Annotated in this window: 10 protein-coding genes; 5 read left to right on the forward strand and 5 right to left on the reverse strand. The window is 73.0% G+C overall.

Going from position 1 to position 12,310, the window contains the following annotated elements; translation table 11 throughout:
• Positions 1-38: 38 nt before the first annotated feature.
• Together IEZ04_RS14840 and IEZ04_RS14845 are read right to left on the reverse strand one after the other, a co-directional pair.
• Positions 39-884 carry a siderophore-interacting protein gene (locus IEZ04_RS14840; RefSeq protein ID WP_189217317.1) on the reverse strand — a complete coding sequence of 282 codons (846 nt, stop codon included), beginning with the start codon at positions 882-884 and terminating at the stop codon, positions 39-41.
• Positions 885-1,130: 246 nt separating this feature from the next.
• A complete protein-coding gene (locus tag IEZ04_RS14845) occupies positions 1,131-2,060 on the reverse strand; it encodes a 5'-3' exonuclease (RefSeq protein ID WP_189217318.1) in 930 nt (309 codons plus the stop codon).
• Positions 2,061-2,722: 662 nt separating this feature from the next.
• Here IEZ04_RS14845 and IEZ04_RS14850 point away from each other — a divergent pair.
• The 5 genes from IEZ04_RS14850 (at position 2,723) to IEZ04_RS14870 (ending at position 9,147) form a co-directional block, all read left to right on the forward strand.
• The gene (locus tag IEZ04_RS14850; RefSeq protein ID WP_189217319.1) at positions 2,723-3,832 is read left to right on the forward strand and encodes a quaternary amine ABC transporter ATP-binding protein; all 1,110 of its coding nucleotides are present in this window, start codon (positions 2,723-2,725) and stop codon (positions 3,830-3,832) included.
• On the forward strand, positions 3,825-6,440 hold the full coding sequence (locus tag IEZ04_RS14855) for an ABC transporter permease/substrate binding protein (RefSeq protein WP_189217320.1): 2,616 nt from the start codon (positions 3,825-3,827) through the stop codon (positions 6,438-6,440). Before IEZ04_RS14850 ends, IEZ04_RS14855 begins: the two co-directional genes overlap by 8 nt.
• A 401-nt stretch (positions 6,441-6,841) precedes the next feature.
• Complete coding sequence (locus IEZ04_RS14860) at positions 6,842-7,420, forward strand: helix-turn-helix domain-containing protein (RefSeq protein WP_189217321.1); 579 nt, start codon at positions 6,842-6,844, stop codon at positions 7,418-7,420.
• A 5-nt stretch (positions 7,421-7,425) separates the two neighbouring features.
• The gene (locus tag IEZ04_RS14865) at positions 7,426-8,193 is read left to right on the forward strand and encodes a helical backbone metal receptor (RefSeq protein ID WP_189217322.1); all 768 of its coding nucleotides are present in this window, start codon (positions 7,426-7,428) and stop codon (positions 8,191-8,193) included.
• A gap of 9 nt (positions 8,194-8,202) precedes the next feature.
• Positions 8,203-9,147 carry a LysR family transcriptional regulator gene (locus tag IEZ04_RS14870; RefSeq protein WP_189217323.1) on the forward strand — a complete coding sequence of 315 codons (945 nt, stop codon included), beginning with the start codon at positions 8,203-8,205 and terminating at the stop codon, positions 9,145-9,147.
• Positions 9,148-9,189: 42 nt separating this feature from the next.
• On the opposite strand, the gene IEZ04_RS14875 is transcribed toward IEZ04_RS14870, so the two are convergent.
• From IEZ04_RS14875 to IEZ04_RS14885, 3 genes are all read right to left on the reverse strand, one after another.
• Positions 9,190-9,873, reverse strand: a complete 684-nt coding sequence (locus IEZ04_RS14875; RefSeq protein WP_189217324.1) for a gamma-glutamyl-gamma-aminobutyrate hydrolase family protein — start codon at positions 9,871-9,873, stop codon at positions 9,190-9,192.
• Positions 9,874-9,932: 59 nt separating this feature from the next.
• On the reverse strand, positions 9,933-11,363 hold the full coding sequence (gene eat, locus IEZ04_RS14880) for an ethanolamine permease (RefSeq protein ID WP_189217325.1): 1,431 nt from the start codon (positions 11,361-11,363) through the stop codon (positions 9,933-9,935).
• A 129-nt stretch (positions 11,364-11,492) separates the two neighbouring features.
• Positions 11,493-12,248: a FadR/GntR family transcriptional regulator gene (locus tag IEZ04_RS14885; protein ID WP_189217326.1), complete on the reverse strand. Its 756-nt coding sequence runs from the start codon at positions 12,246-12,248 to the stop codon at positions 11,493-11,495.
• Positions 12,249-12,310: the final 62 nt, after the last annotated feature.

Below are 12,310 nucleotides of genomic sequence, written 5' to 3' on the forward strand. Positions count from 1 at the left end.
CGGCGGCGCGCCGGGGGCGGCCGCCCCCCGTCCAGCGCTCACGCGTGCGCGGGCGCGCCTTCCTGCTCCGCCTCGATGCGGGCGTTCCACTCCGGCTTGGAAGCCTGCCAGCCGTCCTCGTTGTGCCCGAGCCGCCAGTAGCCGGAGATCGACAGGTCCTCCCGCGGAATGCCGCGCTCCACGCGCAGCAGACGGCGCAGCTCCTTCACGAAGCCCGCCTCCCCGTGGACGAAGGCGTGCAGCCGGCCCTCGGGCCACTCGAGCGCGCGGACGGCCTCGAGCAGGGCCTCGCCCACCGGGCGCTCCCCGCGGTGCAGCCAGACGACGTCCACGTCGCAGGCGATCTTCTGCTCCTCGTCGGGTCCGGAGACCTCGACGAAGGCGTGGGCCCGCGCGCCGTCGGGCAGCGCCTCCAGCGACGCGGCGATGGCCGGGAGCGCGCTCTCGTCGCCGACGAGCAGGTGCCAGTCGGCCTCCGGGTCCGGCGCGTAGGCGCCGCCGGGACCGAGGAGGTGGATCTCGTCGCCCGGCCGGGCGCGCGCGGCCCACGGTCCGGCGAGGCCCTCGTCGCCGTGGATCACGAAGTCCACGGTCATCTCGCGCAGCGCGGGGTCCCAGGCGCGCACCGTGTACGTGCGCATCACGGGCCACTGCTCGCGCGGGAACTCCGCGCGGATCCGCTCAAGGTCGAAGGGGACCGGGTAGGTCACGCCCGCGGCGCCGAAGAGCAGTTTCACGTAGTGGTCGGAGTTGCCGCTGGTGGAGAACTCCGCCAGACCCTCGCCGCCGAGGACGACGCGGTGCATGTGCGGTGTGAGCCGCTCGGTGCGCACGACTCGCGCACGGTGGGCCTTCGGTGTCCTGCGTGCCGGACGCTCTGTCATGGCGGGCCTCCTGAATACCTTGCTAAGGCTTACCTAACTTAGCACCTTCCCTCGTGCAACACCCCACACGCGCGGCGCGAGTGACCACGGACGACGTGACCAGCCTCCGGGCCGCCGCTTCGCGGTTCCCGTGTGTCTACGACACCGTTCGCACCCGGTAGTGCGGGTCCGGGCCCGTAGGGGCGTGAGTACCACGGAGGCGCCGTTGTACCCCCTGCGTCCGTGGCGGTCCGTGCCCTGGTCCGCTCAGGCGCGGAGTGTCGCCAGCAGCCGCTGCAGCGACCCTCCGAGTCCCCAGCGCGCGGCGAGCCGCTCCAGTCCGGCCGGATCGCGCGGCTCGCCCGGCAGCGCCGTGTCCACGTCCGGCAACGGTACGTCCGCGGCGACCCGGACGACCCCGGGCGCGACCGCGACGTACGAGCGCGCCTCGTCGAGCCGCTTGCGCTGGGACGGGGTGAGCCCGGACGCCGGATCGTCGACGGCCGCCATGATCCCGGCCAGGTCGCCGTAGCGGTCCAGCAGCTTCGCGGCCGTCTTCTCGCCGATGCCCGGCACCCCGGGCAGCCCGTCGCTCGGGTCGCCGCGCAGCAGCGCCAGATCCGCGTAACCGCGGCCGTCCACCCCGTACTTCTCACGCAGCACCGCCTCGTCCGTGAGCTGCAGCGTGCCCACGCCCTTCAGCGGATACAGGACACGCACCCCCCGCGCGTCGTCCACCAACTGGTACAGGTCCCGGTCGCCGGTCACGATGTCGACCGGGCCCTTCGCCCGGGCCGTGAACGTGCCGATCACGTCGTCCGCCTCGTACTCCGCGACGCCCACGCGCGCGATGCCGAGCGCGTCGAGGACCTCCTCGATCACCGGCACCTGGGGCGACAGCGTGTCCGGGACCTCCTCGGCGTCCGGCGCCCCCTCACGGGTCTCGGCCACGCGGTGCGCCTTGTAGGAGGGGATCAGCTCCACCCGCCACCGCGGCCGCCAGTCCGCGTCCATGCACGCCACCAGGTCGTCGGGCCGGTGGTCCTTGACCAGGCGGTCGATGAAGTCGAGCAGCCCGCGCACCGCGTTCACGGGGGTGCCGTCCGGGGCCTTCACGGAATCGGGGACTCCGTAGTAGGCGCGGAAGTAGAGCGAGGCGGTGTCCAGCAGGAGCAGCTTCTTCGGCCTGGTCGTCATGGCACCAGCATGCCCGTAGGCCGGCTGAGAACGGGAAACGCCCTCATGGCGTCGGACGGAAGCGTGCGGGTGCGCCCAGCGGCCGGTGGGCGCGGCGTGTCGCGCGACGCGTCGGCCCGGCGGGCCGGCGGGTCGACGGGCCGACGGGCCGACGGGCCGACGGCCTGAGCAGAGCCGTGGTCAGGTCGCTGTCGCCCGGCGGCACCTCACCGTCCCGTCAGGCTTCACGAACCGACGGCGACCTTGCTCCGCCGCTCGATGACGCTCGCGCTGCGTGGTGCTTCCGGGGCGTCGGGTCGCGGAGAGGCTCCCGGCACGGGTGTGCCGACGCGGCCGGTGCGTGCGGCCACGAGCGCTTGCCGGAGCGCCGCCACGAAGCCCTGGTCCACTGGTCCGGGCACGTCCTGATGCGGCACCGCATCGCCCGCACCACGACGGACGCGCTCTCGTCCGTGGCCTTCGAGTGGCCGCCGAGATCCGGGCGTGTCCGACGACCCGCCGAGGCGCACGCGTCGCCGGTCGCGAGTGTGACCTAAGTCACTCTTTCGTTTGACCTGAATGATTCAGGGGAGGCGCCGCGCCGGAGCGACACCGGTTGCATTTTCAACGGATGGAATACGGCCGGGCGCTCCGTGTTTTTGTCCCCGACCCAAGAGGTACGCGTGTCAGCCAGGCTTGAGGCCGAACATCTCTTCAAAGTGTTCGGCAGAAAACCGGAGCGAGCGGTCGAGAGGCTGCGCCAGGGAGCCGACCGGGAGGAACTCCGCGCCGACGGCACCACCGCCGCCGTCATCGACGCGAGCTTCACCGTGGAGCCGGGCGAGATCTTCGTGGTCATGGGCCTGTCGGGTTCGGGTAAGTCCACCCTGCTCCGCATGCTCAACGGTCTCCTGGAACCGACCGCCGGTCATGTCCGCTTCGGCGGCCAGGACCTGACCGAGATCAGCGCCCGCGAACTGCGCGAGGTCCGCTCCAGGAAGATCAGCATGGTCTTCCAGCACTTCGCGCTCTTCCCGCACCGCAGTGTCCGGGACAACGCCGCCTACGGCCTGGAAGTGCAGGGCGTGCCCCGCGCCGAGCGCGAACGCCGCGCCGACGAGGCGCTCGCCCTGTGCGGCCTGGCCGGGTGGGAGAAGTCCTGGCCCGACGAGCTGTCCGGCGGCATGCAGCAGCGTGTCGGCCTCGCCCGCGCGCTCGCCACCGACGCCGACCTGCTGCTGATGGACGAGTCCTTCAGCGCGCTCGACCCGCTGATCCGCCGCGACATGCAGGACCAGCTGCTCGAACTGCAGAAGACCCTGAAGAAGACGATCGTCTTCATCACGCACGACCTCAACGAGGCCATGCGCCTGGGCGACCGCATCGCCGTGATGCGCGACGGCCGGATCGTGCAGCTCGGCACCGCGCAGGACATCCTCATGCGCCCGGCCAACGACTACGTGGCCTCCTTCACCCAGGACGTCGACCGCTCCCGCGTGCTGACCGCCGAGTCCGTCATGGACCGGGACGTGCGCGCCGTGCGCGGCGGCAGGAGCGGCGGCGACCGCGAGACCGTGAGCCTCGACACCCCGTTCACCGAGCTGTGCGCCATCACCGCGCGCGCCTCGGACCCGGTGGCGGTGCTCGACGGCAAGGGCGCGCTGGCCGGTGTCGTCACCCAGCAGCGCCTCCTCGACTTCATGGGCGAGGAGCAGGACGCCTCCGACGCCGCCTCCACCACCGGCGAATCCTCGCAGGGCGAGGACGGCGAGAAGGTGATGGCCCGTGCCTAGGATCCCCCTCGGCGACTGGGTCGACAGCGCGGTCGACTGGCTGCGCTCCAACGTGGCCTGGCTGTTCGACTTCTTCAAGTCCCTCTTCACCGGCGCCTACGACGGTATCGACGCCGTCCTCCAGGCCCCCCAGCCGCTGCTGCTCGCCGGTATCCTCGCCGTGCTGGCCTTCTGGCTGCGCGGCACCCTGGCCGGTGTCCTCACCTTCGCGGGCTTCGCCTTCATCGACTCCCTCGGGCTGTGGGAGGACGCGATGGTGACCCTGTCGCTCCTCCTCGTCGCCACGATCATCGCGCTGGTGATCTCGGTGCCGCTGGGCATCTGGGCGGCGCGCTCGGACCGGGTCAGCGCGGCCGTCCGGCCGGTCCTGGACCTGATGCAGACGCTGCCCGCGATGGTCTACCTCATCCCGGCGCTGCTGTTCTTCGGCACCGGCGCGCCCGCGGGCATCGTGGCCACCCTGGTCTTCGCGCTCGCCCCGGGCGTGCGCATGACCGAGCTGGGCATCCGCCAGGTCGACAAGGAGCTCGTCGAGGCCGCGGAGGCGTTCGGCACCACGCCGCGCAACACCCTGCTGCGCGTCCAGCTGCCGCTGGCGCTGCCCACCGTGATGGCGGGCGTCAACCAGGTGATCATGCTCGGTCTGTCGATGGCCGCGATCGCCGGCATGGTCGGCACCGGCGGCCTCGGCGGCGCCGTCAACCAGGCCATCGGCCAGCTCAACGTCGGCCTCGGCGCGGAGGCGGGCATCGCGATCGTCATCCTGGCGATCTACCTGGACCGCATGACCAGTGCCCTGGGCACCCAGGTCTCGCCGCTGGGCCGCCGCGCCGCGGCGAAGGCCCGCGCCGGTGCGCGCTACAAGATCTGGTCCTACCGGCTCCGTCCGCAGGTCGCCGCGGTGGGCGTGGTGATCCTCGCCCTCGTGGCGGGCGGCATGGGCGTCTTCGGCGGCGACGGCGACACCCGGCAGGCCGCCTCGGGCGAGAACGTCGGCCAGGGCAAGAAGCTCTCCATCGGCTACATCCCCTGGGACGAGGGCGTCGCCTCCACCTTCCTGTGGAAGGAGATCCTCGAACAGCGCGGTTACGAGGTCGAGGCCAAGCAGATGGACGCCGGCCCGCTGTACACGGCGCTCTCGCAGGGCGACGTCGACTTCCAGACCGACTCCTGGCTGCCGACGACCCACGCCTCGTACTGGGAGAAGTACGGCGACCAGCTCGAGGACCTCGGTGCCTGGTACGACCAGACCTCCCTGGAGCTGGCCGTTCCCGCCTACATGGACGGTATCGACTCCATGGAGGACCTCAAGGGCAAGGCCGGCACGTTCGACGGCAGGATCACCGGCATCGAGGCCAGCGCCGGTGAGATGCAGCTCCTGAAGAGCAAGGTCATGGGGGAGTACGGCCTGGACGGCGAGTACCAGGTCGTCGACAGCTCCACGCCGGCGATGCTGGCCGAGCTCGAGCGTGCCTACGCGAACGAGGACCCGATCGTCGTCACGCTCTGGTCGCCGCACTGGGCGTACAACGACTACGAGCTGAAGAAGCTCGAGGACCCGAAGGGCGCCTGGGGCGAGGGCGACGGTGTGCACTCGCTGTCCCGCAAGGGCTTCTCCGACGACGACCCCACGGTCGCCGGGTGGCTGAAGGACTTCACGATGAGCGAGAAGCAGCTCACCAGCCTCGAGGCCGAGATCAACAAGGCCGGCAAGGGCAGGCAGCAGGAGGCCGTCCGCACCTGGCTGAAGGACAACCCGGGCCTCGTCGACGAGCTGGCCCCGGTCGGCTCCGGCTCCGGCGGCACCCCGGCCGAGGCGTCGCGGCCCCTGAACGTGGCCTGGTTCCCGTGGGACGAGTGCGTCGCCGTGACCCACCTCTGGAAGAACGTCCTGGAGGAGCGCGGCTACCGGCTGAACCTCAAGCAGATGGACGTCGGCCCGGTCTACACGGGTCTGGCCTCCGGTGACCTCGACCTCAACTTCGACGCCTGGCTGCCGTACGCCCAGAAGAACTACTGGGACAAGAGCAAGGACAGCCTCGAGGACCTCGGCACCTGGTACGAGCCGACCTCGCTGGAGATCGCCGTGCCCTCCTACGTCGAGGACGTGAAGTCCCTGGAGGACCTCAAGGGCAAGGCCGACCTCTTCGACGGGAAGATCATCGGCATCGAGCCGGGCACCGGGCAGATGGACCTGCTGAAGAACGACGTCCTGCCGGGCTACGGCCTGGACAAGGAGTACGAGGTCGTCGAGGGCTCCACGCCGGCGATGCTGACCGAGCTCGAGCGGGCCTACGCGGGTGAGGAGCCCGTCGCGGTCGCCCTGTGGTCCCCGCACTGGGCGTACAGCGAGTACGAGCTGACCAAGCTGAAGGACGACAAGAAGCTGTTCGGCGAGGGCAACACCATCCGCACCATCGCCAACAAGGAGTTCTCCGGGAACTACCCGCAGCTCACCGAGTGGATCAAGAACTTCCGCATGAGCGAGGACGAGCTCGGCAGCCTGGAGGCCGAGATCAAGGACCGCGGCCAGGGCAATGAGCAGGAGGCCGTCTCCGCCTGGCTCGAGGAGCACCCGGACATGGTGGACCGGATGACCCCGGCCTGACCGGCTGTCCGAGGGGTGGGCCCCGGCGCACACGAGCAGGTGTGCGCCGGGGCCCACCCCTTTGCGGCCTGTACGGGAGCGGGGCGCCGTCCGGGGGCGGCCGAGGAGGAGGGCCGCCCGCACGAATCCGGCCAACCACCGAGGGGCTCGTCCGGCGGCCGCCCACCCGCTGCCACCGGCCGGGAACCGCCGCGCGGCGACACGGCGGACGGCCCCTCCGGTGGCGGGAACAGTGGGCCCGCGCCTCTCACCGACGTGGCAGCGATGTGACGGGCGCATGAAACGGTTTGCCGAACATGCGTAGGGTGCAGAGAAGTCATCAGGAGCAGTGCGCCTGCGGTCGACGGGAAGCGGTGGCGCACCCGACGGCGGACCGACGAGCGAAGGAGGGAGCCGGAGCTATGGGCGACCACAAAGAACAGCCCCTTCGGGTGGGCGCGGCCGTCCGGCGGCGGCGCCGGACACTGGAGCTCACCCTCGCCGTCGTGGCCGAGCGCAGCGGCCTGTCGGTGCCCTTCCTCAGCCAGGTGGAGAACGAGCGGGCGCGCCCCAGCCGCCCCTCCCTGGAGCGCATCGCCGACGCCCTCGGCACCACGGCGGTCGCACTGCTCGCCGCGGCCGACCCGGCGTGCAGCGTCGATATGGTGCGCGCCGGACCGGACGCCCACGCGCCCGGTGAGTCCGTCGCGCGCTCCCTGGTGCGCGGTCACCACCAGTTGCACGCCACCGAGTTCACCGGCGACCACGACGAGGGCCGCGAGGTCCAGCACCGCAACGACGAACTGATGTACGTGGCCGACGGCGCCGTGGAGGTGGAGGCGGAGGGCCGCGCCCACCGGCTCGGCCGCGGCGACACGCTCTACCTGACCGGCGGCGTACGGCACCGGTGGCGGGCCACGGTGCCCGACACCCGCGTGATCGTGGTGGCCGTCTCCGACCACATCGAGGCCCTGGAGGACCGGCACCGGCGAGGCGTGTGAGGCCCGTGCCCGTCCCCCGCGTCGTCTCCCTGGTCCCCTCGCTCACCGAGGCCGTGGCGCTCTCGGTGCCCGGCGCACTGGTGGCCGCCACCGACTGGTGCGAGCGCCCCGCCGGTCTCCGCGTGACACGGATCGGCGGCACCAAGAACCCGGACACGGACCGGATCATCGGGCTGGCCCCCGATCTGGTGATCGCCAACGAGGAGGAGAACCGCGCGCCCGACCTGAGCGCCCTGCGCCGGGCGGGCGTCGAGGTCCTCGTCACCGAGGTGCGTTCCGTCCCGCAGGCCTTCGACGAGCTGGAGCGGGTGCTGCGGGCCTGCGGCGCCGCTGTCGGCACGGCGGGGCGGCCGCGCTGGCTGGACGAGGCGGCACGGGCCTGGTCCGAGGTGGCCCGGCGGCCCCCCGAGCGCCGTACGACGGCCGTCGTGCCGGTCTGGCGGCGCCCGTGGACGGTGCTCGGCCGGGACACCTTCGCCGGGGACGTCCTGGCCCGGCTGGGCGTGGACAACCTGTACGCGGCGCACCCGGAGCGGTATCCGCGCGTGCCCGTCGACGAGCTGCGGGCCGCGGGCCCCGGAGTCGTCGTGCTGCCGGACGAGCCGTACCGCTTCTCGGCCGACGACGGGCCCGAGGCGTTCCCCGGGCTGCCGTGCGCGCTGGTCAGCGGGCGCCACCTCACCTGGTACGGCCCCTCGCTGGCCGAGGCGCCACAGGTGCTCCGCGCGGCTCTGCGCGCGGCCCATCAGGGGTTTCCGCCGAACGGGGCATAAGCTGCTGTTATGAGTGAGGCGGAGCGGCAGGGACGGACCGGAGCGGACGCGTCGGCACCGCGGGGCGGACTCGCGCACCGGGTGCCCGATCTCGGGGCGCTGGAACTCCTGCTGGCCGTGGCACGGCTGGGCTCCCTGGGGCGGGCGGCCCAGGAGGTGGGCGTCAGCCAGCCGGCGGCGAGCAGCCGCATCCGGTCCATGGAGCGGCAGCTGGGCGTGGCCCTCGTCGACCGGTCACCGCGCGGCTCACGGCTCACGGACGCCGGCGCGCTGGTCACGGACTGGGCGCGGCGGGTGGTGGAGGCGGCCGAGGTGTTCGACGCGGGCGCGCAGGCCCTGCGGGACCGCAGGGACTCCCGGCTGCGGGTCGCGGCCAGCATGACCATCGCGGAGTACCTGCTGCCGGGGTGGCTCGTCGCGCTGCGCGCGCAGCGCCCCGACACGGCGGTGTCGCTGCAGGCGGGCAACTCGGCGGTGGTCGCGGACCGGCTGCTCGCGGCCGAGGCGGACCTCGGGTTCGTGGAGGGACTGAGCGTGCCGCCGGGCCTGGACTCGGCGGTCATCGCCCACGACCACCTGATCGTGGTCGCGGCGCCCGGCCATCCCTGGGCGCGCCGCCGCAGGCCCGTGGACGCGGCGGAACTGGCGGCGACCCCGCTGGTCCTGCGCGAGGAGGGGTCGGGCACCCGGCAGGTCCTCACCGCGGCACTGGGCGGCCTCGCCCGCCCGCTGATCGAGCTGTCCTCCACCACCGCGGTGAAGGCCGCGGCGGTGAGCGGCGCGGGCCCCGCCGTCCTCAGCGAACTGGCCCTCGGCGAGGAGCTCTCCGCCCGCCGTCTGGTGAGCGTGCCCGTGGAGGGCGTGTCCCTGCGGCGGGCGCTGCGCGCGGTCTGGCCGACGGGCCACCGGCCGACGGGCCCGGCCCGGGACCTGCTGACACTGACCCGCAAGTAGCGCGGTACGGAGCGGCCGGAGCGGCACACCGCCCGGACCGGTTCAGGCGGACGCGGCCCGTACCAGCGCCTCCATCACGCGCGTGTCCTCGCCCATCTCCGGATGCCACTGGACGCCCAGCACCCAGCCGGGGCCGGGCAGTTCGACCGCCTCCACGGTGCCGTCCGCCGCGTACGCCGACGGCCGCAGTCCCTCGCCGAGCCGGTCGACCGCCTGGTGGTGGTACGTCGGCACCGAGGCGTCCCCGGGGGAGATGTCCGCGTACCGCGAGCCCGGCACGGGCCTGACCGTGTGCCGGCCGAAGACGCCCACCTCGGCGACATGGCCGTCGAGGTGCTGGACCAGCGTCCCGCCGAGGGCGACGTTGAGGAGCTGCATGCCGCGGCAGATGCCCAGCAGCGGGGTGCCGGCGTCCAGCGCGGCGCCGATCAGGGCCAGTTCCCACGCGTCGCGCTCCGGAGCGGGGGGACCGGTGCGCGGGGAGCGTTCGGCACCGTACCGGGCGGGGTCGACGTCCGGGCCGCCCGCGATCACCAGGCCGTCCAGGCGGGCGACGGTCTCCGCGGCGTACGCCGGACCGTCCGGCGGCAGCATCGCGGCCAGCCCGCCCGCCGCCCGGACGAGCCGCGGGTACCCGGCGGGCAGCAGGGCCGCCTCCAGTTCCCAGATCCCCCAGCGCGCGGCGGACTCCCAGTACGTGCTCACACCGATCAGCGGCCTGGTCACCTGTCGCTCCTCAAGTCGTCGCGGGCGTCGCGGGCGTCGGGCGGAGTCGTGCGGGGCCCTCAGTCCCGTGCCAACTCTGCCTCGGCGGCCGCCAGCGCCGCGAACTCCTCCTCCGGTGCCCTCGCCACCAGGTGCCTGCGGCTGTACAGCCCGAAGTACGCCACCGCCACGGCGTACACCGCGAGGGCGATGAACGCCGCCGTCACGTCCACCAGGAAGGTCGCCGCCAGCGCCGCGCAGGCGAGCACCAGGGCCACGGACGAGGTCAGCGCCCCGCCCGGCGTGCGGTACGGCCTCGGCAGGTCCGGCTCGCGGCGCCGCAGCACGATGTGGGACAGGGCCATCAGCGCGTAGCTGATGGTGGCGCCGAAGACGGCGATGTTCAGCATGCGCGCCCCGTCGCCCGTGCCCGCCGCCAGCGTGAAGCCGATCGTCCCCGGCACCAGCAACCCCAGGTAGGGGGCCTTGCGGCGGCTGGTGAGGGAGAGGAAACGGGGGAGGTAGCCGGCCCGGGAGAGCGCGAACAGCTGGCGCGAGCCCGCGTAGACGAGCGAGAAGAAGGACGCCACCAGGCCCGCGAGCCCGGCGTAGTTGACGACGCGGCTGAGCGCCGTCGCCTCGCCGCCCGGCTGGAGCGCCTCGACGAGCGGGTTGCCCGCGTCCTGGACGGCGGCCGAGCCGCGCGCGCCCGCGGCGGCGAGGAACGTCACCACGGCCAGCACCGCGAGGATGCCCATCGACCAGCGGATCGCCCGCGGCAGCGTACGGGCTGGGTCCCGCGTCTCCTCGGCGGCGAGCGGCACGCCCTCCACGCCCAGGAAGAACCACATGCCGAACGGGAACGCCGCCCAGATGCCCAGCAGTCCCATGGGCAGCCAGGAACTCGCGCCGAACGCGGCCGGGTCGACCGGGATGTCGTCCAGCGACGAGGCGTCGAACTCCGGCAGCGCGCCCACGGCGAAGACCACCAGGGCGGCCACCGCGACGCCCGTGACGACGAAGCTGAAGCGCAGCGCCTCGCCGACGCCCCACAGGTGGATGCCGATGAAGACGACGAAGCAGGCTAGGTACACCGGCCAGCCGGAAGTGAGGCCGAACAGGCCCAGCGACTCGACGTAGTCGCCGATGAAGACGGAGATGGCGGCGGGCGCGAGGACGTACTCGACGAGGATCGCGGTACCGGTCAGGAAGCCGCCCCAGGGGCCGAGCGCCCGGCGCGCGAAGCCGTAGCCGCCGCCCGCCGTGGGCAGGATCGCGGACAGCTCGGCGAGGGCGAACACCATGCAGGCGTACATGGTGCCCATGAGGACCAGCGCGATCGCCAGGCCGCCGAAGCCGCCCTCGGCCAGGCCGAAGTTCCAGCCCGAGTAGTCGCCGGACACGACGTAGGCGACGCCGAGCCCGGTCAGCAGCACCCAGCCGGCGCTTCCCCGGCGGAGGGTCCTGCGCTGCAGATAGGGGTCCGGGGGCCCGGATGTTTCCGAAGGCATGGCGCGACTCCCGCTCACTGCGCTCAATGGAATGGCTGCATACCTTTGCGGTGCCGATGGCCGGAACGCAAGACCCGTGCGTTAAACACGCGTAAACCCGCGGCGGCCGTACGGGACGCCGCGTGCGGCTCAGCCGAGGAACCCCCGCAGCAGCGCCGCCGTCCCCCCGCAGTGCTCCCGCATCATCTCCCGCGCGCCGTCCGCGTCCCCGTCCAGCACCGCCCCGACGAGCGCGGCGTGCTGCCGCTGCGAGTGCTCCAGGTTGCGCACCAGCAGGGGGATGCAGTCCAGCAGGTCGTTCACCTGGGCGCGGACGGCCGCGTACTGGGCGGTGAGGGACGGTGACCCCGACAGCTCGGCGAGCGTGAGGTGCAGCAGCGTGTCCGTGCGCCGGTACTCCGTCAGGGGCGCGTCCCGCGTGCTCCGCAGCGCGTCCCGCAGCCGGGCGGCGCGCTCGCCGTCCAGCCCGTGCGCCGCGCACAGCCCGGCCGCGCCCACCTCCAGCACCTCGCGGAAGCGCAGCACGTCCTCCAGGTCCACCCGCTCCACCCGGCGGCGCAGTTCGTCCTCGCCGGGCGCCTGCGCGCGCGGCAGCACGAACGTGCCCCCGTACCGCCCCCGCCGCGCCTCCACCAGGCCCTGGTCCTGCAGCACCCTGAGCACCTCGCGCAGCGTCACCCGGCTGATGCCGAGGCGGTGCGCCAGGTCCCGCTCGGCGGGCAGCCGTTCGCCCGCGGGGACCAGTCCGAGCCGTACGACCTGCAGTATCTGCTCCAGCGCCTCCTCGAAGCCGTTGCCGGCGCGCACCGGCCGCAGCACCGGCGCCAGCCGGTCGTCCACGTGGCCGTCCGGGCCGTCGAAGGCGTCCGCATCCGGCTCCGGCATCTCGCCGTGCCCCCTTCCCAAGCAATGGTTCCCGGCAATACCTTATGGCCCTCGGTCCCCGG

This window comes from Streptomyces ruber, from assembly GCF_014648075.1.
Classification (GTDB): domain Bacteria; phylum Actinomycetota; class Actinomycetes; order Streptomycetales; family Streptomycetaceae; genus Streptomyces; species Streptomyces ruber.

What these genes read in the sequence shown, in the direction of transcription:
- IEZ04_RS14840 (WP_189217317.1), bottom strand. Translation starts at nt 884, where the DNA reads ATGACAGAGCGTCCGGCACGCAGGACACCGAAGGCCCACCGTGCGCGA.
- IEZ04_RS14845 (WP_189217318.1), bottom strand. Translation starts at nt 2,060, where the DNA reads ATGACGACCAGGCCGAAGAAGCTGCTCCTGCTGGACACCGCCTCGCTC.
- IEZ04_RS14860 (WP_189217321.1), top strand. Translation starts at nt 6,842, where the DNA reads ATGGGCGACCACAAAGAACAGCCCCTTCGGGTGGGCGCGGCCGTCCGG.
- IEZ04_RS14870 (WP_189217323.1), top strand. Translation starts at nt 8,203, where the DNA reads ATGAGTGAGGCGGAGCGGCAGGGACGGACCGGAGCGGACGCGTCGGCA.
- eat (WP_189217325.1), bottom strand. Translation starts at nt 11,363, where the DNA reads ATGCCTTCGGAAACATCCGGGCCCCCGGACCCCTATCTGCAGCGCAGG.
- IEZ04_RS14885 (WP_189217326.1), bottom strand. Translation starts at nt 12,248, where the DNA reads ATGCCGGAGCCGGATGCGGACGCCTTCGACGGCCCGGACGGCCACGTG.